Origin of the sequence: Ensifer sp. (assembly GCF_035999185.1) — a bacterium.
In the GTDB taxonomy this organism is placed as follows: Bacteria; Pseudomonadota; Alphaproteobacteria; order Rhizobiales; family Rhizobiaceae; genus Ensifer.
On sequence record NZ_DASYHB010000102.1, the window covers coordinates 22,596 to 43,277 of the forward strand.

At 63.1% G+C, this 20,682-nt stretch carries 17 protein-coding genes; 9 read left to right on the plus strand and 8 right to left on the minus strand.

What is annotated here, in order from left to right:
* Window positions 1-65: 65 nt before the first annotated feature.
* The 4 genes from VGO04_RS11250 to VGO04_RS11265 form a co-directional block, all read right to left on the minus strand.
* Window positions 66-2,282: an FAD-dependent oxidoreductase gene (locus VGO04_RS11250; protein WP_327496041.1), complete on the minus strand. Its 2,217-nt coding sequence runs from the start codon at window positions 2,280-2,282 to the stop codon at window positions 66-68.
* An 11-nt stretch (window positions 2,283-2,293) separates the two neighbouring features.
* Window positions 2,294-2,698, minus strand: coding sequence for a YbaY family lipoprotein (locus VGO04_RS11255; RefSeq protein WP_327496042.1), 405 nt, complete (start codon window positions 2,696-2,698; stop codon window positions 2,294-2,296).
* A gap of 11 nt (window positions 2,699-2,709) precedes the next feature.
* Window positions 2,710-3,918 (minus strand): acetyl-CoA C-acetyltransferase, encoded by a 1,209-nt coding sequence (locus VGO04_RS11260; RefSeq protein WP_327496043.1) that lies wholly within the window; start codon window positions 3,916-3,918, stop codon window positions 2,710-2,712.
* A gap of 65 nt (window positions 3,919-3,983) precedes the next feature.
* Window positions 3,984-5,780, minus strand: coding sequence for an acyl-CoA dehydrogenase C-terminal domain-containing protein (locus VGO04_RS11265; RefSeq protein ID WP_327496044.1), 1,797 nt, complete (start codon window positions 5,778-5,780; stop codon window positions 3,984-3,986).
* Window positions 5,781-6,209: 429 nt separating this feature from the next.
* Here VGO04_RS11265 and VGO04_RS11270 point away from each other — a divergent pair, with 429 nt between their 5' ends.
* From VGO04_RS11270 to VGO04_RS11290, 5 genes are all read left to right on the plus strand, one after another.
* Complete coding sequence (locus VGO04_RS11270) at window positions 6,210-10,061, plus strand: peptidoglycan-binding protein (RefSeq protein ID WP_327496045.1); 3,852 nt, start codon at window positions 6,210-6,212, stop codon at window positions 10,059-10,061.
* A 363-nt stretch (window positions 10,062-10,424) separates the two neighbouring features.
* Window positions 10,425-11,351 carry a sulfite exporter TauE/SafE family protein gene (locus VGO04_RS11275; protein ID WP_327496046.1) on the plus strand — a complete coding sequence of 309 codons (927 nt, stop codon included), beginning with the start codon at window positions 10,425-10,427 and terminating at the stop codon, window positions 11,349-11,351.
* Window positions 11,351-12,151, plus strand: a complete 801-nt coding sequence (locus VGO04_RS11280) for a TIGR02186 family protein (protein ID WP_327496047.1) — start codon at window positions 11,351-11,353, stop codon at window positions 12,149-12,151. The genes VGO04_RS11275 and VGO04_RS11280 overlap by 1 nt, the downstream gene beginning before the upstream one ends.
* 189 nt (window positions 12,152-12,340) lie before the next feature.
* Window positions 12,341-12,577 carry an Lrp/AsnC ligand binding domain-containing protein gene (locus tag VGO04_RS11285; RefSeq protein WP_065774359.1) on the plus strand — a complete coding sequence of 79 codons (237 nt, stop codon included), beginning with the start codon at window positions 12,341-12,343 and terminating at the stop codon, window positions 12,575-12,577.
* A 219-nt stretch (window positions 12,578-12,796) separates the two neighbouring features.
* Window positions 12,797-13,360, plus strand: a complete 564-nt coding sequence (locus tag VGO04_RS11290) for a dihydrofolate reductase family protein (protein WP_327496048.1) — start codon at window positions 12,797-12,799, stop codon at window positions 13,358-13,360.
* A gap of 25 nt (window positions 13,361-13,385) precedes the next feature.
* Here the strand turns inward: VGO04_RS11290 and pdeM are convergent, their stop codons facing one another.
* Both pdeM and VGO04_RS11300 read right to left on the minus strand, forming a co-directional pair.
* Window positions 13,386-14,111: a ligase-associated DNA damage response endonuclease PdeM gene (gene pdeM / locus VGO04_RS11295; protein ID WP_327496074.1), complete on the minus strand. Its 726-nt coding sequence runs from the start codon at window positions 14,109-14,111 to the stop codon at window positions 13,386-13,388.
* Between the two features lie 76 nt (window positions 14,112-14,187).
* Entirely contained in the window at window positions 14,188-16,731 is a 2,544-nt protein-coding gene (locus VGO04_RS11300) for a ligase-associated DNA damage response DEXH box helicase (protein WP_327496049.1), read from the minus strand.
* Between the two features lie 98 nt (window positions 16,732-16,829).
* Between VGO04_RS11300 and VGO04_RS11305 the strand changes: the two genes are divergently transcribed.
* Together VGO04_RS11305 and VGO04_RS11310 are read left to right on the plus strand one after the other, a co-directional pair.
* Window positions 16,830-17,333, plus strand: coding sequence for an Rrf2 family transcriptional regulator (locus tag VGO04_RS11305; protein ID WP_327496050.1), 504 nt, complete (start codon window positions 16,830-16,832; stop codon window positions 17,331-17,333).
* 47 nt (window positions 17,334-17,380) lie between these two features.
* Entirely contained in the window at window positions 17,381-17,845 is a 465-nt protein-coding gene (locus tag VGO04_RS11310; protein WP_327496051.1) for a carboxymuconolactone decarboxylase family protein, read from the plus strand.
* A 118-nt stretch (window positions 17,846-17,963) separates the two neighbouring features.
* On the opposite strand, the gene VGO04_RS11315 is transcribed toward VGO04_RS11310, so the two are convergent.
* Together VGO04_RS11315 and VGO04_RS11320 are read right to left on the minus strand one after the other, a co-directional pair.
* A complete protein-coding gene (locus tag VGO04_RS11315) occupies window positions 17,964-18,599 on the minus strand; it encodes a YitT family protein (RefSeq protein ID WP_327496052.1) in 636 nt (211 codons plus the stop codon).
* 105 nt (window positions 18,600-18,704) lie between these two features.
* On the minus strand, window positions 18,705-19,643 hold the full coding sequence (locus tag VGO04_RS11320) for a methyltransferase (protein ID WP_327496053.1): 939 nt from the start codon (window positions 19,641-19,643) through the stop codon (window positions 18,705-18,707).
* A gap of 162 nt (window positions 19,644-19,805) precedes the next feature.
* On the opposite strand from VGO04_RS11320, the gene VGO04_RS11325 reads away from it, so the two are divergent.
* A complete protein-coding gene (locus VGO04_RS11325; RefSeq protein ID WP_327496054.1) occupies window positions 19,806-20,072 on the plus strand; it encodes a DUF6460 domain-containing protein in 267 nt (88 codons plus the stop codon).
* Between the two features lie 2 nt (window positions 20,073-20,074).
* Window positions 20,075-20,578 carry a CAP domain-containing protein gene (locus VGO04_RS11330; protein WP_327496055.1) on the plus strand — a complete coding sequence of 168 codons (504 nt, stop codon included), beginning with the start codon at window positions 20,075-20,077 and terminating at the stop codon, window positions 20,576-20,578.
* Window positions 20,579-20,682 lie beyond the last annotated feature (104 nt).

Below are 20,682 nucleotides of genomic sequence, written 5' to 3' on the forward strand. Positions count from 1 at the left end.
GCCACGGCCCAAACGAAAACAGGCCCCACGCGGGAGCCTGTCTCCAATCTTGAATCGAGCGAACCTTACGCCGCCTGCTTCTTCTCGCCGTAGGGATCGAAGCGACCATAGAAGGTCTCGCCGCGCTCGGCCATTTCCTTCAAGAGCGCCGTCGGCTTGAAGTGGTCGCCGTAGTCCTTGGCGAGCTTTTCGCACATCTGGACAAAGGCCTTGGCGCCCATGCCGTCGATGTAGGAAAGCGTACCACCGGTGTAAGGCGCAAAGCCGAAGCCGAGGATCGAGCCGACGTCGGCTTCGCGCGGGTCGGTGACGATGCCCTCTTCCATGGTGCGGGCGGCTTCGAGCGCGATCGTCGAAAGGAAGCGCTGCTTCAGCACCTCGACGTCGATCGTGTCGGCGTTCTTCTGCGGATAGAGCGTCTTCAGCTCCGGCCACAGATACTTCTTCGCGGGCTTTGCCGGGTACTCGTAGAAGCCCTTGCCGTTCTTCCGGCCACGGCGGTCGAGGTCGTCGACCAGCTTGTTGATCAGCGCCAGGTGTTTCGGATCGACGGCCTTTTCGCCGAGGTCGGCAACGGTGGCCTTCAGGATCTTCTGGCTGAGGTCGATCGCAACTTCGTCGTTGAGCGACAGCGGACCGACCGGCATGCCGGCCATCTTGGCGGCATTCTCGATCATCGCCGGCGGCACGCCTTCGATCAGCATGTCATAGGCTTCGTGGATGTAGCGGAAGACGCAGCGGTTGACGTAGAAGCCGCGGGTATCGTTGACGACGATCGGCGTCTTCTTGATCGCGGCAACATAGTCGAGCGCGACGGCAAGTGCCTTGTCGCCGCTCTCCTTGCCGAGGATCACTTCCGTCAGCATCATCTTTTCGACCGGCGAGAAGAAGTGGATGCCGATGAACTGGCCGGGACGCTTGGAGTTCTTGGCAAGGCCGGTGATCGGCAGCGTCGAGGTGTTGGAGGCAAAGATCGTGTCTTCGCCGATCACCGCTTCCACCTTCTCGATCACGTCCTTCTTGACCTGGCGATCTTCGAAGACGGCTTCAACGACGAGGCCGACATTCTTCAGGTCGTTGTAATCGGCCGATGGCGTAATGCGGGAAAGCAGCGCTTCGCCCTCTTCCTTGGTGAGGCGTCCCTTGCCGATCGAATCCTTGACCAGGCCTTCCGAATGCGCCTTGCCCTTTTCGGCCGCTTCCATGTCGCGGTCGATCAGCGTCACGGCGATGCCGGCGGCAGCCGTCAAATAGGCGATCGAGGCGCCCATGAAGCCGGCGCCGACGACGCCGACATGCTTGAACTCCGACTTCGGCACGCCGGCCGGGCGGCGGGCGCCCTTGCCGAGTTCCTGCATCGAGACGAACAGCGAGCGGATCATCGAGAAGGCTTCGGTGGTCTGAAGGATCTCGGTGAAGTAGCGCTGCTCGATTTTGAGCGCGGTGTCGAACGGCACCTGCAGGCCTTCGTAGACGCATTTCAGGATCGCGACGGCGCCCGGATAGTTGCCGTAGGTTTCGCGGCGCAGGATGCCGGAAGCGGCTGGCCAGAGCTGCGCCGAGGCCGGCGTCCAGATACCGCCACCCGGAACCTTGTAACCCTTCTCGTCCCAGGGCTGGACCGGCTTCAGGCCGTTCTTGATCATCGCCTTGGCGGCGTCGACCAGCTTGTCGGCGTCGACGACTTCATGCACGAGGCCAATCGCCTTGGCGCGGGCCGCGGTCAGCGACGAGCCGGTCGTCATCATCTGCAGCGCGTCCTGCGCATTGGTGAGGCGCGGCACGCGCTGGGTGCCGCCGGCACCCGGGAAGATCCCGACCTTGACTTCCGGAAGCGCGATCTTCACCGACTTGGCGTTCGAGGCGACGCGGCCATGGCAGGCGAGCGAAAGCTCGAAAGCGCCGCCCATGCAGGTGCCGTTGATCGCCGAGACCCAGGGCTTGCCCGAGGTTTCGAGCTTGCGGAAGAGGCCGGTCATGCGGCCGACCAGGTCGAAAAGCTTCTGGGCGGCGTTATCAGGATCCTTCTTCTTTTCTTCCTGCTGGAAGGTGAACATCGACTTGATCATCGAGAGATCAGCGCCGCCGGAGAAGGTCGACTTGCCGGAGGTGAAGACGACGCCCTTGACGGCAGCGTCAGCAGTGGTCTGGTCGACGATGGCGTTCAGTTCCTCCATCACCTCCTGGGTGAAGACGTTCATCGACTTCTCAGGCATGTCCCAGGTGACGAGCGCGATGCCGTCGGCGTCTGTCTCGATCTTGAAATTGGTGTACTTCGTCATGGTTCTCCCCCTCAGTAGAGAATGGGTTCGATGCGCAGCGAGATATTCGATCCGCCGCTGTAACGTTGTTTGGTGGTGTTGGTGGCGATCAGCCGTCCGTCGCGCTCGACGCGGACGGTGAAGCCCGCATCGACGGCCTTGTCGAGCTCGGGCTTCGGCACCTGCAGCACGAAGGGCACGCGGGTCGCCTTGCCATCGCTGACGACGGACGTTTCCGCGATCAGCTTGGCGGCGACGTCCATCACGCCCTGCTCTTCGAGCCGGATCGTGACGGTGCCGGCCGGAACCGGGCCGCTTGCGACATTGGAGATCGCACCGGTGAGCGTGAAGCTGTCGCCGCCTTCCTCCTCGTCGGAGACGCAGCCTGATGCTGCAAGCAGCCCCAGGCCCATCAATGTCAGGAGAGAGCGACGCATCACGTCCATCGTCAGACCCTTTCGATGATCGTTGCCGTGCCCATGCCGGCGCCGATGCAGAGCGTGACGAGCGCGGTGTTGAGATCGCGGCGTTCCAGCTCGTCGAGCACGGTGCCGAGGATCATTGCGCCGGTTGCGCCGAGCGGATGGCCCATGGCGATCGCGCCGCCGTTGACGTTGATCTTGTCGTGCGGGATCTCGAAGGCCTGCATGTAGCGCAGCACAACGGCGGCAAAGGCCTCGTTGAGCTCGAAGAGATCGATGTCCGACAGCTTCATGTCGGCGCGCTTCAGGAGCTTCTCGGTGACGTCGACCGGGCCGGTCAGCATCAGGGCCGGATCGGAGCCGATATTGGCGAAGGCGCGGATGCGGGCGCGCGGCTTCAGCCCCATGCTTTCGCCGCCGGCCTTCGAGCCGAGCAGCACGGCTGCGGCGCCGTCGACGATGCCGGAGGAATTGCCGGCATGGTGCACGTAGTTGATCTTCTCGATTTCCGGATGCGCCTGGATGCCGACAGCTTCGAAGCCGCCCATTTCGCCCGGCATCTGGAACGACGGGTTGAGCGAGGCGAGCGCCTGCATGTCTGTGCCGGGACGCATGTGCTCGTCACGGTCGAGGATCGTCAAACCGTTCTGGTCCTTGAAGGGCACGACCGAGTTCTTGAAGTAGCCCTTTTCCCAGGCGTGTGCGGCACGCTTCTGGCTTTCCACCGCATAGGCGTCGACGTCGTCGCGGCTAAAGCCGTATTTGGTGGCGATCAGGTCGGCCGAAACGCCTTGCGGCATGAAGAAGGCGGGCAGGTTCACCGAGGGGTCCATGAACCAGGAACCGCCGGACATGCCGAGGCCAACGCGCGACATCGATTCGACGCCGCCGGCAATGACGATGTCGTCGGCGCCTTGGGCGATCTTGGCCGCGCCGAAGTTGATGGCGTCGAGGCCGGAGGCGCAGAAGCGCGAGATCTGCATGCCCGGCGCGCGGGTCGAGTAGCCGGCCTCAAAAGCGGCCGCCTTCGGGATCACCGCGCCGGCATCCATGACCGGATCGACGCAGCCCATGATGATGTCGTCAACCGTTGCGGTGTCGAGGTCGTTGCGGTCACGCACCGCTTCCAGCATCTTGGCGGCGAGGCGAACGGACGGCACCTCGTGCAGCGATCCGTCCTTCTTGCCACGGCCGCGCGGCGTGCGCACGTGGTCGTAAACGAAGACTTTCGTCATGTCTCATCTCCCTATCGGCAGCACCATCCGGTACTGCCCGTCAAACACTTGTGAAATCGAACGCCTCAGAAGGCGGCCGCGTCGAGCGCCATCAGCGTGTCGGCGCCGGTCTCGATGCGGGCCTTGCGCAGGGCCGTTTCCGGCAGGATCCTTTCCATGAAGAAGGTCGCGGTGATCAGCTTGTTCTTCAGATAGTCTGCGCGCGCCGTTTCGCCAGAGGCAAGCTTTTCCTCAGCGGTCTTGGCAATTTTCGCCCACATGTAGCCAAGGACGACGAGGCCGAAGAGGTGCATGTAGTCGGTCGAGCCGGCGCCGGCATTGTCGGGCTTGGCCATGGCGTTCTGCATGAACCACATGGTGGCTGCCTGCAGGTCGTTGAGGCCCTTCTTCAGCGCCTTGGTGTAGCTGGCAAGCTTCTCGTCGCCGCGGTTTTCCTCGCAGAAATCGCCGATTTCCTTGAACAGCGCCATGACGGCGCGGCCGCCATTGAGACCCAGCTTGCGGCCGACGAGGTCGAGCGCCTGGATGCCGTTGGCGCCTTCGTAGATCATCGCGATGCGGGCATCGCGGACATACTGGCTCATGCCGTGTTCTTCGATATAGCCGTGGCCGCCGAACATCTGCTGCGCCATGACGGCGTGGTCGAAGCCCTTGTCGGTCAAGACGCCCTTCAGGATCGGCGTCATCAGCCCGAGGATGTCGTCGGCGGTCTGGCGGTCGGCGGCGTTGTCGGAGCGGTGCGCGATGTCGGACTTCAGCGCCGTCCACAGCGTGAAGGCGCGACCGGCTTCGGTGAACGCCTTGATCGTCATCAGCGTGCGGCGCACGTCCGGATGCACGATGATCGGGTCGGCCTTCTTGTCCGGTGCCTTCGGACCGGAGAGCGAACGGCCCTGGATGCGGTCACGCGCATAGTTGGCGGCGTTCTGATAGGCGATTTCGGCGATCGACAGGCCTTGCAGGCCGACGCCGAGGCGGGCCTCGTTCATCATCACGAACATGGCGTTGAGGCCCTTGTTCTCCGTGCCGATGAGGTAGCCTTCCGCCTCGTCATAGTTCATGACGCAGGTGGAGTTGCCGTGGATGCCCATCTTGTGTTCGATCGCGCCGCAGGAAACGCCGTTGCGCTCGCCCGGCTCGCCGTCGGCGTTCAGCTTGAACTTCGGCACGATGAACAGCGAGATGCCCTTCACGCCCTCCGGTGCGCCCTCGATGCGGGCTAGCACCAGATGGATGATATTATCCGACATGTCGTGTTCGCCGGCAGAGATGAAGATCTTCTGGCCGGAAATCTTGTAGGCGCCGTTGCCGGTCGGTACTGCCTTGCTGCGCAGCAGCCCGAGGTCGGTGCCGCAATGCGGCTCGGTCAGGTTCATCGTGCCGGTCCAGGTGCCGGCGACCATCTTCGGCAGATAGGCCTGCTTCTGTTCGTCGGTGCCGTGCACGAGAATGGCGGCGATCGCGCCCTGGGTGAGGCCCGGATACATGGTCAGCGCCATGTTGGCGGACGACATGTACTCGCCGACGGCAGTGTGCAGCGTATAGGGCAGGCCCTGGCCGCCGAATTCCTCCGGCACGGCAAGGCCGAGCCAGCCGCCTTCGCGGTAGAGGTCGAAGGCTTCCTTGAAGCCCTTCGGCACGCTGACCGAGCCGTCGTCGCGACGCTTGCAGCCTTCCTGGTCGCCGGACAGATTGACCGGGAACAGAGCCTCCTCGGCAAGCTTGGCCGCCTCGCCGACGATGGCCTCGATCATGTCCGGGGTCGCGTCGGCAAAACCGGGCAGGTTGTTGTAGCGCTCGATGCCGAGCACGTCGTTCAGGATGAACAGGGTATCGTCGACCGGGGCCTTGTAGATGGGCATTCGTTCCTCGCCTTTTGGTGCTTCGGGCCGCCGTCTGTCGTGGTCGACGCCCGGTTGCAGGATGCCGGATGCGCCGCCATCCTCTGGGCGGTCTCGCATCGTTGGCCGGATGCTACAAAATTTTGACGTTTGCGTAAACGTCAAAAATTACGGGTCATGCAGTTTCGTTGGACGTGACGGACGGTGACGGCGGGAGCACAACCCCCGCTAGGCCGGCCGATCCTGCCAAATCGTTAAAAAATCATCGACAGATTAACGGGTTGTTTACCACGTTTCGTGAAAGGTGCGTGTTGAGATGGTCGAAGCTGCAACCAGTCCTGGCGTCGTGTCGTTGTAGCTTTGCCCACGTCGGAAGCGCCACAGGGGTGAAGAAGCTGTTTTCTTCCGTGACGTCTTTCGAGATGGCCGACGACAGGGGCGAAGAACACCATGAATGGATCGCGATCAAATCCTCAGCGCGCAGGCAGCCAGTCCTATAGCGAGCGGCCGTCGCTCGACGCCCTGAACCGCACCATCGAAGGACTGGAGGCGCGGATCGAAGGGCTGATGGGTGGAACGGCGCGCGATCCGGCACCCAGACCGCCTGAACGCGAAAGATCGCCTGAACGCGACCGGCTGCCCGCCCGCGAACCGGCCGCACCCCGCGATCCTGTCCCGACCCGCGACGCAATTGCCGAAATCATGCAGCGCCAGCGCAGCCTCAGTGCGACGCGCGAGCGTCCGAGCCTTCGCGACCGGCTGCCGCAGCGCGAGCCGGAACGTTATGTTCCCGAACGTCCGGCCCCTGACCGTTTTGCCGAAGAGCCCCGCCTGCAACCGATGCATAACCAGCCACAGCGCGCCGCATCTGCCGTCAACGATATTGCCGAGGCGCTCGTCGGCCTGCGCCAGGATCTGAAGCGCGACATCACCGATGGCCTTACGCGCGAGATGAATTCGCTGCGCTCCGAAATTCGCGGCATCAAGGCGCAGGCTCAGGACCACAGCTTTGCCGAAGACGTGCGCGGCGACATGCAGCGCCTTGCCGACAGCATCCAGCAGCTCGGCCGTCAGGCGTCGCCCGCCCAGGCGGATGCGCTGCGCGGCGACTTCGACGACCTGCGCGCGATGATCGACGGTCTGGCGCGCGAAGACAGCATGCGCCGCATGGAAACCCGCTGGAACGGCGTCGAGGACCGGCTGATCGCCTTTGATCAGAACCGTGACGACGAACTCGTGGCGCTCGCCTATCGCCTGGACGAAATCAAGTCGCAGATCGGCTCGCTGCAGGGCAGCTCGGCCGTCGATGCGCTGGAAGACAAGCTGATCGCCGTTGCCCAGGCGATCGAAATGCTGGGCCGCCAGATCCAGCCTGACGACCGTCGCCTCGTATCGCAGTTTGCCGATCTCGACAGCCGGCTCGACGAAATCAGCCGTGCCATTGCCGCCAGCAGCCGCACGACGACCGGATTGGACAGCGGTTTTGTCAACCGTGTGGAGAACCGTCTCGGTGACCTTTCGCGCCAGATCGACAGCCTCTCGCGCCCCAACGATGCCGGGCTCGGTGCTCGCCTGGAAGCCCTGACGGCCCGGGTCGAGGATCTCGCCAGCGAAAAGGCGGCCGCGCGCCTGGAAGAAAGGCTCGAGCAGCTGTCGCTGATGATGGAGCGCAGCAACAGGGCCGCGCAGTCGGATCTCGGCGATTACCTTTCGGACATCTCCCGCAAGATCGAGGCTCTCGACCAGGGCAGCGTCAACGATGCGCTCGCAGAGCGGCTCGACTATCTGGCCCGCCGCATCGACGAACTCGATACGCACGGCGCGCAGCCGGTCTCCGACCCGCGCTTCGACCGGCTCGAAGATCGCCTGGTCGGTATCGCGCAGCGTCTTGAAGAAACCCATGCCGCCCCGTTCGACGATCGCGCAGCACTCCAGAACCTCGAAGCGCAGATCGCCAATCTGTCGACACTGGTCAGCCAGCCGCGCGCGGATGTCGGTGCCACCGCCATGCCGGTCGATTTCGAAAGCCGCATGACTGCTCTGGAAGACTACTTCTCGACCAACGACGAGTACATCGTCGAAGCGGCCCGGCAGGCGGCGGAAGCGGTGATGGAGGCCTACGGCAAGAACACGTCGCCCCAGACGGTGAGCGGCGACCTTGCAGCGATCTCGGCGCTCGCCGAGGATCTAAGGACGCTCGAGGACCTCAGCCGATCGAGCGAAGAACGGACAGCGCGAACCTTCGAGGCGCTGCACGAAACGCTTGTTCACATCGCCGACAAGCTGGAACGGATCGAAAATCGCGAGCCGGCATCTTCGGCGCGGGCCGAAATGCCCGTGCGCGAAGCCGCGCCGATGCCGCGCGCCGTGCAGCCGGAATTCAACGACCCCTTCGGCGGCAGCGATCTCGACGACCGCTACGACGATCTTCAGCGCAACGTGCGCGCCCTCCAGGCAGAGGATCAGGTGGTCGCAGCGCAGGTGGCGGAACCGGCAACGGCCTTTGTCGAAGAAGAGCAGATCTCCACCATCGAGGTCGAAGAAGCCCGCGAACCCGCAGCCGCTGCGCGCACGGGCCTGCTTGCAGGTCTGACCCGGCGCTTTTCCGGAAAGCGTTCCGAACCGGGGATGGAGCAACCGCGGCAACTCGTCGAACCGGCCCCGTCAATCGACCCGTCCGAAATGCTCGCTCCGGAAGAGGCCAACCAGTTGCTGGAGCCGGGTTCCGGCGTGCCCGACGTGAAGAAGATCCTGGAGCGTGTGCGCGCCGGGCAGATGAACAAGGCCGGTATCCAGCCGGCCGATGGCGACAAATCGGATTTCATTGCTGCGGCCCGTCGGGCCGCTCAGCTCGCCGTCGAAGAGGCCGATACGCTGAACAAGGTCGGGGAAAACGGAGCCACGTCGGGCATTGGCGGCGCCTTTGCCCGTCATCGCCGGCCGATCCTCATGGCTGTCGGCGCGGTGCTGCTGGCAATCATGTCCTATCCGCTGGTCAGCACGATGCTGACGAAGAGCGACACGGCACCCGTCGAGCCGGTGGCGATCATCGAGCAACAGGCAGCACCTCAAGTGCAGGAATTCAAGTCCGCGGATGATCGCCTGTCGCAGACCGCAGCTGCCGCCGCGCAGCAAGCCGCTGTTGCAGCATCTGAAGCCACGCCCGCCGCGCCACTAGATTCCGTCGCTGTGCCGGCCAAGACGCCCGAAGCATCGATCGCGGTGACGGCGACCGCGGTGCCGACAAGCACCATTACGACGCCGACCCAGGAAAAGGCGCCGATGCTGACCCCGGTCGCCGAAGCGCCGGCGCAAACCACTGAGTTCCAGCCGGCGTCCGCCGGCAATGCGTCGACCGCCAGCGCTTCGATTGCAAGTGCGCCGGCTGACGGTGCGGCCATGGTTCCGGCCATGACTCAATCGGCTCCCGCAGTGGCGCCGAGCGAGATCGTGTTGCCCGAAGGTTTCGGCCCGGTGGCCCTGGTGACGGCCGCCAAGGGTGGTGACCCGCTCGCTTTCTACGAAATCGGCGCTCGCTTCAGCGAAGGACGCGGCGTTCCGGAAAACATGGCGGAAGCGGCAAAGTGGTATCAGCGCGCCGCCGACGCTGGGGTCGTGCCGGCGCAGTACCGTCTCGCCAGCATGCACGAAAAGGGCATGGGCGTGACACGCGACGCCGCCAAGGCGAAGACGCTCTATCTCGCCGCCGCCGGTCAAGGCAACGCCAGCGCCATGCACAATCTCGCAGTGCTCCTGGCGAGCGGGCGCGATGGCGCGCCGGACTTTGCCGAAGCGACGAAATGGTTTGCCAAGGCCGCCGAACTCGGCATTCGCGACAGCCAGTTCAACCTTGCAGTCCTCTACGCCCGCGGCAATGGCGTGCCGCAGGACCTGACGGAATCCTACAAGTGGTTTTCAGCGGCCGCCGGCGAAGGCGACATGGATGCCGCCGCCAAGCGCGACGAGGTTGCCAAGGCGATGAAGCCGGAACAGCTTGAAAGCGCCAAGGCGAAATCTCAGGCCTGGAAGGCACAGCCGGTCGATGCCAAGGCGAACACCGTGGACGTGCCGGATGCCTGGGTCGGTCCGGCCAACAAGACCGCCAGCGTCGACATGAGCAAGGCCGTCCGCAACATCCAGGCGATCCTCAACAACAACGGCTTCGACGCCGGCAAGCCCGACGGGCAGATGGGCAAGAAAACCGTCGCTGCCATCAAGGCCTTCCAGAAGTCGGTCGGCCAGGAGCCGACGGGCGAAATCACCGAACAGCTCGTCAAGGAACTGTTGAAGCGCAATTCCTAAATCTGTGGCGGTCCCGAGCTTCGGTCGGGGCCATCGCCGCAATTAAGCCTCAGAACCGGGCGACACGGGTTTGCGGGTGGCGAAACCATCTGCCATGTGGCTGAAAAGGTTGAAATGTCAGGCCTGCTGCATAATTCCTTAATCGGAATCGGGCTAAGGGTAAGCTGATGCAGCCGATCAGGGTCCTGCTGCGGCCTTGGCACCTCCTGGCGGAAGCGCGGCGCTGCAGGCGTGCATGACGAAGGTCACCTCTCTTTTGGGAGCGGGTCGGCTTTTCGAGACAATCCCTCATTGGTGGTGAATGGCTCGCCACACTAACAGTTTTGCCCGCATCGCGGGCCGTTGGCATATCGAGGTCCCGGCGTGACGATCTATCTGCCCATCGCAGAGTTGTCGGTGAACATACTCATCATTCTCGGTATGGGCGCTGCCGTCGGCTTTCTGTCGGGCATGTTCGGCGTCGGCGGCGGCTTCCTGATCACGCCATTGCTAATCTTCTACAACATACCACCGGTGGTGGCTGTTGCGACCGGTGCCAACCAGGTGGTGGCGTCGTCGATTTCAGGCGCGATCACGCATTTTCGAAGAGGCACGATCGATATCAAGCTCGGCACGGTGCTGCTCTGCGGCGGTCTTGCCGGTGCGACGGTCGGTGTCTGGCTGTTCTCGCTGCTGCGCCGCATCGGTCAGCTCGATCTGGTGATCTCGCTGCTCTACGTCGTGCTGCTGAGCACCGTCGGCGGCCTGATGCTCTGGGAAAGCATCACCGCCATGCGCAAGGCCGCCAAAAACCAGGCGACGCCCTTGCGCCGCCCCGGCCAGCACAACTGGGTGCACGGCCTGCCGCTGAAGATGCGCTTCAAGAAATCGAAGATTTACCTGAGCGTCATTCCGGTTGCCGGCCTCGGCTTCTGCATCGGCGTACTGACGTCCGTCATGGGCGTCGGCGGCGGCTTCATCATGGTGCCGGCGATGATCTATCTCCTGCGCATCCCGACCAACGTCGTCGTCGGAACGTCGCTGTTCCAGATCATCTTCGTGTCTGCCTATACTGTCATCGTCCAGGCCTCGACCAACTACACCGTCGATATCGTGCTCGCCTTCGTCTTGATGATCGCCGGCGTCATCGGCGCGCAATACGGCGTGCGCGTCGGCCAGAAGCTGCGCGGCGAACAGTTGCGCGCGCTGTTGGCGCTGCTTGTTCTTGCGGTCGGCATCCGTCTGGCGATCGAGCTCGTCATTCCGCCGAAGGACGTCTACTCGGTCGTATCTGCGGGGTTCGGCTTCTGATGTTCCGCTTCGCCCGTGCAACTCTGGCCTTTCTGGCGCTCGCCTTCGCTGTTCCGGCGCAGGCGGCGATCCAGGACGAAAATGCCGATTTCACCGAAAAGCTGGAGATCGGCATCTCGACCGACGAGATCGCCATCACCTCGGATTTCCGCGGCGCGGATCTGACGATCTTCGGCGCTGTCGATGGCTTCGACCAGAGCCTTCTGGCGCAAGGCAGGTACAACATCGTCGTGAGCCTCGAAGGCCCCAAGGACAATGCGACGGTGCGCAAGAAGGAGCGCGTCTTCGGCATCTGGGTCAACACCAGCTCCATGACATTCGAGCTGGTGCCGGAATCCTATTCGCTGTCGTCGACGCGCGACATCGAGACGATCGCGCCGCCCGGCGAGATGGGCAATATGGGCATCGGCGTCGACCACATGCGGCTGGTGCCGCTCGGCTTTGTCGGCGATGGCAGCAATCTCGGCGAGTTCCGCAACGCTTTCCGCCGCATCCGCGAGACGAGCGGCGTCTACGAGCGTGATCCAGGCGGTGTGCAGTTCATCAGCTCCAGCCTGTTCAAGGCCTCCGTGCGCCTGCCGGCGAACGTGCCGAATGGCGTGCACGTGGTGCGCGCCTATCTTTTCCGCGACGGCGTGTTCGTTGCCGCCAAGGCGCTGCCGTTGCGTGTCGTCAAGACCGGCCTGGAGCAGTTTATTACTCAGGCCGCGCACCAGCAGCCGTTCTTTTACGGTCTGATGGCGGTTCTGCTCGCGGTCATCACCGGCTGGGGTGCCAGCCTGATCTTCCGCAAAGACTAACCTTGCAACGGTGAGGAAGTGTGCGCTGACGTTTCCTTTTGCGCGCCGGAGCGCTAAGGAAAGGAATGCCGCGCGTCCTATCGGACGCGCAAAGGACGCTGTAGCACTTTGAAGTGCTGCATGTTTCTGTCCTTTAATCGGTTACGATTACAGGAAACATGCAGTGGAAGAAGAAGCAGAGGAAGCTCGATGAAACCGATTTTTGTCCAGTTGCAGTGCGCTCCCGGCAAGACCTACGAGGTTGCCGATGAGATTTACCGCAAGGAGATCGTTTCGGAGATGTATTCGACGAGCGGCGACTACGATCTGATCATCAAGATCTATATCGAGGAAGGCCAGGACATCGGCAAGTTCATCAATGACAACATCGCCACGGTTCCGGGTATCTCGCGCTCGTTGACGACCCTGACGTTCAACGCTTTCTAAGCCGTTGGGGCGTGATGCCCCGTACGCGTCTGAACCGCACGCGCCGCAGGTTCATTCGCTCGCGCGCAAAAATCCCATCCGGTTTACCCCATCGCCCCGTTGGCAGAATGCCTGCGGGGCATTGTTGTTTTTCCCTTGGCTCAAAACTGCTTGCAAATCGAGATCGGTTTGCTATCTTGAAACTGGTTCAATTATGCAACCGGTCTGGAGGTCGGGAAAATGGGCAAGCTCATCGTCTGGAATCTGGTGACGCTCGATGGCTACTTCGAAGGCGCGCGGAAATGGGACCTCGATTTCCATGGCGGCGCCTGGGGACCCGAGCTCGATACCCTCAGCCACGAGTTCGGCAACAGGGCCGAAGCGCTGGTTTTCGGGCGTATCACCTACGAAGGCATGGCGGCCTACTGGTCGACGACCGAAGAGGAGGGCGAGGTCAAGACCTACATGAACGCTCTGCCGAAGATCGTCGCCTCACGCACGATGGACAAGGCGGAGTGGAACAACAGCCGCGTTGCAAGCGACATTGTCGCCGAACTCAGAAGGTTGAGGCAGGAAGCCGAGAAGGACCTCTACATCTTCGGCAGCGCCGAACTGGTCGATTCACTCCTGCCGGAAAATCTGATCGACGAGATCATGCTCTGCCTTGTTCCGGTGCGGCTCGGCAAGGGCACGCCCTTCTTCAAGGATGCAGACGCTCCGTTACCGATGACGCTTTTGGAAGCACGGCCGCTTTCGACCGGCAGCGTGATCCTGCGCTACGCACCGCAACCTGCCGCTGCCTGATAACGGGCATCAAACTGTTTGCGCTTCAGCCGATGAGATTGCCAAAGCGGACGGAATAGATCCGGTCGCGCCCGAGCATGTGGGCGACGAGCTTGTCGCGGTCGAACAAGCCGCTCATCGCCCGGTGCCTGAGGTCGAGCCCGCCCGTCGTGACACCGAAGGCTGGCATCAGCATGCGCGCACCATCCGTCGCGAAACAGGCTCGGCGCACCGCTTTCTCACGCCGCACGACCGTTGCCGCCGGATGCAGATGGCCGGCGATTTCCCCGATCGCCTCGCCGCGCTTCGGCTCATGCCGGAAGACGAGGTTCGCGTGATTGAGTTCGTCCATCGAGGCGCCCGGCAAGCCGAAGGCGCCGTCCGGATCGTGGTTGCCGTTGATCCAGACCCACTCGCGGCCGTGCGCCATCGCCGCGATCATATGCCGGAAGGTTTCGGGCATGACGGCCGAACCGACGCGGTCGTGGAAATTGTCGCCAAGGCTGATGACGAGCTTCGGATCGTGCCGCGCGATCGCCGCCTCGAGCACGCGCAGGGTCGCAAGCGTGTCATAGGGCGGCAAGAGCATGCCGCGTCGGGCAAAGGCCGAGCCTTTTTCCAGATGCAGATCGGAGACCACGAGCGTGCCCGTCTCCGGCAGGTAGAGGCCTCCGAGGGGATCGCAAGTGCCTTCCACCCCATTGACGACGATGCGCGCCGAGATCGGCGTCGGATCTGTCGCTGGAGAAAGGGCATGGGCCAGCCTGTGCATCATCGTCTCTTTGCATCCCGCCGGTTTCTGCGGCGCTGTTCAAGTATCGTCCGGCGTGACGTCGTGACACCGGCGGTCATACCGGTTCGCCGCCCATCGCCTCGTGGATCAGGTCGTCGGCGGCTTCCGAAAGCAGGAAGTCCTGCGCCTCGCCCTGGATCATTTCCTTGCCGATCTCAAGCATGACCGGCACAGCCAGCGGCGAGATCCGGTCGAGCCGCCTGTGGGTGATGTGGCCCTTGATTCGCTTCAGCATATCCCCGAGCCGGGCGATGTCCAAAAGACCTGTCGCGGCGTCGTTGCGGGTTGCCTCGAGCAGGAGGTGGTCCGGCTCGTGCGCGTGCAATACGTCGTAAATGAGGTCGGCCGAGACCGTCACCTGCCGGCCGGTCTTTTCCTTGCCGGGGTGCCTCTGGTCGATCAGCCCGGCAATGACGGCGCAGTTGCGGAACGTGCGCTTCAGCAGGAAGGACTCGTTCAGCCACGCCTCGAGGTCGTCGCCGAGCATGTCCTCGTCGAAGAGGTCGGCGAGCGCGCCGCGCCTGAGTTCGAAGGTGGAGCCGAGGTCGTCGAGCGCCCAGACGGCGAGCGAATAGTCGGTAGCGACGAAGCCGAGCGGTTTTAGCCCGGCGCGGTCGAGCCTCCGCGTGAGCAGCATGCCGAGCGTCTGATGCGCCAGCCTTCCCTCGAAGGCATAGATGACCATGTAATGCTTGCTGCCACGTGGGAAAGTCTCGATCAAAAGCTCGTCTTCTCGCGGCAGCATCGAGACGTCCTTTTGCAAGGACAGCCAGTCGCGCACCTGTTCCGGCAGCCCCGCCCGCCGCCCCGGATCGGCGAGCATCCGGCGCACCTGCTCGGCCAGATAGGTCGACAGCGGAAACTTGCCGCCCGCATAGCTCGGCACCTTCGGGTCGTAGGAAAAGGCCTGGCTGACGAGGCACTCGCTCTCGCGGATGCCCTCGAAGCGCAGAACCTTGCCGGAGAACATGAAGGTGTCGCCCTGGGAGAGCATTTCGAGGAAATACTCCTCGACCTTGCCGAGCGACATGCCGCCGCGGCCGAGCGAGCCGCGCTGGTTGCGCTTGACCATGCGCACGTTGAGCATTGGCGACTCGACGATAGTGCCGACGTTTAGCCGGTATTGCTGCGCCACCAGTGGATTGGAAACCCGGTAGAGCCCGTCCTTGGTCTTGCGGATGCGGGCGTAGCGCTCGTAGGTCTTCAGCGCATAGCCGCCGGTCGCGACGAAATCGATCACGCGCTCGAAGGTCTCCCAGGAAAGGGCCGCATAGGGTGAGGCGCTGGTGATCTCGTCGTAGAGTTCAAGCGGATCGAAGGGGGCGGCGCAGGCCATGCCGAGCACGTGCTGGGCGAGCACGTCGAGCGCGCCCTTGCCGACCGGCGGCGTGTCCTGCGCGCCGACATAATTGGCGTCGAGAGCCGCCTGGCACTCCATCACCTCGAAGCGATTGGCCGGCACCAGGATCGCCTTGGATGGCTCGTCCATGCGGTGGTTGGCGCGGCCGATACGCTGGGCAAGGCGGCTTGCGCCCTTGGGTGCTCCGACATGCACCACGAGATCGACATCGCCCCAGTCTATGCCGAGATCGAGCGTCGAGGTGGCGACCACGGCGCGCAATCGGTTCTCGGCCATCGCCGCCTCGACCTTGCGGCGCTGGGCGACGTCGAGCGAGCCGTGGTGCAGCGCGATCGGCAGGTTGTCGTCGTTGTTCGTCCAGAGTTCCTGGAAAAGAAGCTCGGCCTGGCTGCGGGTGTTGACGAAGAGCAGAGTGGTGCCGTGCTCCTTGATTGCCTGATAGACGTCGGGGATTGCGTAGCGAGCGGAATGCCCGGCCCAAGGCACATGCTCCTCAGTCCTGAGGATGGAGATTTGCGGCTTGGCGCCGCCCTGGACCTGGACAAGGCCGGCATGATTTCCCGCGTCCGGCTCCTGCGGCGCGAGCCAGCGCTGCAGGTCCATCGGGTCGGCCACGGTCGCTGACAGACCGATCGTCTGCAGACCTGGCGCAAGCCGTCGCAACCGCGCAAGGCCGAGCGACAGGAGATGGCCGCGCTTGGAGGTGACCAGCGAGTGCAGCTCGTCGAAAACGACGTAGCGCAAATCCCCAAAGAAGCGCTGCGCCTCGCCATTGGCGAGCAGCAGTGCCAGCTGCTCTGGCGTCGTCAAAAGGATGTCCGGCGGATTGAGCTTCTGCCGCTGGCGCTTGGCGGTCGGCGTGTCGCCGGTGCGGTTTTCGACGCGTACCGGCAGCCCCATTTCGCCGACCGGCTTCATCAGGTTGCGCTCGATATCGACCGCGAGCGCCTTTAGCGGCGAGATGTAAAGCGTGTGGATCCCGACAAAAGCGGATCCCGGTGGGATCTTGCCGCGGCGAGTAAGCTCCACCAGGGACGGCAGGAACCCGGCGAGAGTCTTGCCGGCGCCCGTCGGCGCGATCAGCAGCGTGCTCTCGCCGGCCTCGGCTCGGGCGAGCAGTTCGAGCTGATGGGCGCGCGGCTGCCAACCCTTTTCGCCAAACCAGCGCAGAAAAGGGGTGGGCAGGGTCAGGGCATCGCCCTGCGGCTCTTTGGAATCGATCCTGTTCACGGAGAACAAAGGTAGATCAAATCCGGCAAAAGAGAAGCGTCGGCATGGCGATATTGACTCTGCGCAGAATCATAGATAAAAAATATCCATGATTAGGGAGGTGCTCAATGAAACTCGGTGACGGCGTCGAGCAGGCCATTCACAGCGTGACGATGCTGAGCTGTCTTCAGCCGGGCAGCACGCTGTCGGCCGCCGCCCTTGCCGAGTTTCACGGCGTGTCCACGAGCTACTTGCTGAAGCACCTGCAGGCGATGTCCGGTGCAGGGCTACTCGAAGCCGTGCCGGGTCCGAAGGGCGGTTACCGCCTTGCCCGCATGCCGGAGAAGATCACCCTGCTCGATATCGTGCTGGCGGTCGAAGGCCCGGAGCCGGCCTTCCGCTGCAACGAAATCCGCCTGCGTGGCCCCAACCCCTATGCCTGCAAGCCGACGGCGCCCTGCACGATCAATGTCGCGATGCTGAAGGCCGAGCAGGCCTATCGCGCCGAGCTCAGGCGCGTGACCATCGCCAGCATTCTCGACGATCTCAACGCCAAGGATGACGGCAGCGTTTCGGCGAGGACCAATGCTTTTCTCGCGATCAACGAACGCCGATCAGCGGCCGGCGCGTGATGCCGCACTTCAGTTTTGGATTTTCCCTTCAACCCAAGGAGACGAGCATGCAACCGCGTTTCAATTTCGTCGAGGCTGCCCCGGATGCCTACAAGGCGGTCGCCGCCCTCGACAAATACATTATCAAGGACTCCGGCCTTGAGCCCCGCCTCATTCACCTGATCAAGCTCAGGGCCTCTCAGATCAATGGCTGCGCTTACTGCGTCGACATGCATGTGAAGGAAGCGCGCCACAGCGGCCTCAGCGAGCAGTGGATTCACCTGATTGTCACCTGGCGTGAATCGCCGATCTACGACGCGCGCGAGCGTGCAGTGCTTGCCTGGACGGAATCGCTGACCAACATCGCCCAGACGCGTGCGCCGGACGAAGACTTCGAGCCGTTGAAGGAGCATTTCACCGAGGCCGAAATCACGAAACTCACGATCGCGATCGGAGTGATCAACACCTGGAACCGGATCGCCGTCGGCTTCCGCTCCCAGCATCCGGTCGACGCAACGGCCAAGGCCGCCTGAGATCGCGGGAATGAAGATACAGATAGCCCCGAGGTCCGCTTCGGGGCTATCTGGTGTCAGAGCACCTGCCTTCAAGTCGGATCACTTGCGGGCCGATCGATGCTCTGGAGAAAAAACGTTAGAGCGCGATATAGCGGTCTGCGCGGTGGTTGATGGCGACGAAAAGGTTGAGGACGACCGCGCCGAGCACCGACCAGGCGACGACCGTGGGCGAGGTGACGCCGAAGGCGATGACCAGCACGACCATGTCGATCGCGAGCTGCACGAGGCCGGCACGAATGCCGAAGCGCTCCTGCAGGTAGATGCCGAGAATGCCGACGCCGCCGAGGCTGGCGCGGTGTCGGTATAGCGCAAGCAGGCCGTAGCCGAGAAGCAGTCCGCCGAGCAGGGCCGCCCAGGCGGGCTGGATCGTGCCGATCTGGAAGAGGCGCGATTGGATATCCGTCAGGAACGAGGTGAGGCCGATGGCGATGAAGGTCTTGACCGTAAAGGCTGGGCCGAGCCGCTTCAGCGACAGGTAGAAGAACGGCACATTGAGCAGGAAGAAGGCAAGGCCGAAGTTGATGCCAAAGGCATAATGCAGCAGGAACGCGACGCCTGCCGTGCTGCCGGTGAGCAGACCGGCGCTTGCCAGGAAATAGAGGCCGAGTGCTGCAATCAGGCTGCCGGTGAAGATGCCCTGCAGATCCTCCACGGCCGTATGCCGGGTCGGGCTGGTGTTCCAGAGACCGAAAACACTGCTGAGCTGGGCCATGGCAAATCCTCGATTGCGATGGCCAAGCAATGCTGCAATGCACAAAAACAATCAAGAAAAATATGTCAGTAATGCTGACTTATTTTTGCGACCCTGCCTTGCGTTTTATGCAGGTTTGCGCGCCAGGAACAGGATGCCGAAGATCGGTTCACCTGCGTCCATGCGAATGACCGTGCGTTCGGTTGCAATGAGCTCAAGACCATGGGCCGCACAGAGAGAACGGACATAGGCCTCGCCATGGGCGTAGCGCAACGATGGCCGCAGCACGAAATCCGCGATGTCGCCGGCATCTTCGACCGAGAACGCGAAGTATCCGTTGCCCGCAAGCAGTCGGGTTGTGATGTCGAAGACGCTGTCGAGATTGCCGAGATACATCAAAACGTCGGCGGCGCTGACGAGGTCGGCACGCTCTGGGGCGAAGTTGCCGAAGATGCCGGAGGCATCGGGTGTAAGCGAAAGGTCGGCGCGGGCCAGCCGGTCATAGGTGGATTTCGCCTCGGCCTTGGCGAGCATGTTGACGGAGAGGTCGAAGCCTTCAAGAAACTGCGCCTGATCCCGGATGCGTTCGCCGAAGAGGCCGGTGCCGCAACCGAGATCGGTTACATGCTCGAAGATCAGGCCTCCGGTATGGCTTTGGAGGAGGGCCGCCAGCTTCTGCGGAACCGTATAGCCAAGCTTCTCCACGAGCGCCTGGTCGAAGCGATCGGCATAGTCGTCAAAGAGGCGTTCGACATAGAGGCTTGGCGGCTGCTCGGGCACGCCGGCCGCACCCAGCAGCGCCAATTTCAGGCCGGCGCCGAAGATGTCTTCGGGGCTGAGCGCCAGGGTTTTTCTCAGCGCTTCGATCGCCGCCTCTTTCCGGCCCGATTTTTCCTCATAGTCCGCGAGCCGAAACCAGCCGGCTGCCCAATCCGGCGCCCGTTCCAGCGCCTGTGCCATGAGTTCGGCAGCACTTGCGGGCTCGCCGCCCTCGGCAAGCATTTTTGCGTAGTCAGCGCGGCGGTCGGCGATCAGGTCGCCGGAGGAGAGCTGGTTGAGCGTCATCAATGTGAGATGTTGGTTGCGATCAGCGCTTCTGACGCCGGAAGCTGCAAAATACAAGCGGAATCTGGCTGAAACTGGGAGCTTGGCCGCACAGCAGGGCTTGGCTGGGTTGCGACGCCGCCGATCGCGGCCTATGTGAAGACAAACAGGAGAAGTTCGCGGATGTCGGACGGAATGAACAAATTCTTGGGTGACTCGCCGCTGCGTGTGCTGGTCAAGCTCATCGTGGTGTCGATCCTCGTCGGCTTCGTCATGAGGATGTTCGGCTGGTATCCGACCGACATCTACTTCGCCGTCCGCAACTTCCTGCTCGACCTCTGGTACACGGGCTTTTCGGCCCTTGGTCGCGTTGGCGACTACTTGCTGCTTGGCGCCGTGATCGTCGTTCCGGCTTTCGTCATCCTGCGCGTGTTGAGCTTCCGGCGTTGACGATGCAGGACCGTTTTCTTGTGATCGAACGCCGCGGCCTGCTGCGGGCCACTGCCATACTCTCGCTCGGCGCACTGGCCGGCTGCACGACGTCGCAGGTGCTGACGCCCGGCAGTGGTGCCGGCAGCGACCAGACCGAGGCGAGCCTCGGCTATGTCAACAGCCTGCGCAAGGGAAAAGGCCTGAGCCCGCTCGTCGCGGACAAGGCCGCGTCAGCCGCCGCCATGAACCAGGCCGCCCGCATGGCCAAGGCCGGCAAGATGCAGCATCTCATCGGCTGGAACGACAGTTTCTACGACCGGATGAAGGGCCAGGGCGTGACGCTGCCGGCGGCAGAAAACATCGCCATGGGCCAGGACGATGCCGAGCGCGCCTATGACGCCTGGTACAAGTCGCCCAAGCATCTCGAAAACATGCTCGGCAACTATCGCGGCCTCGGCGTTGCGGTCGCCCAGAACAGCGCTTCGGGCAACCGGCCCTTCTGGGCGATGGTGCTTTCGGGCTGAGCAGGCGGGCAGAAGGCGGATTGCCGCACTCTCCCAATCCACTGTGACCGCTGACCGGAACGTCCTTCGATCGTTGCCGAGGCAGGTTGCGCTTGCCAGGTCAC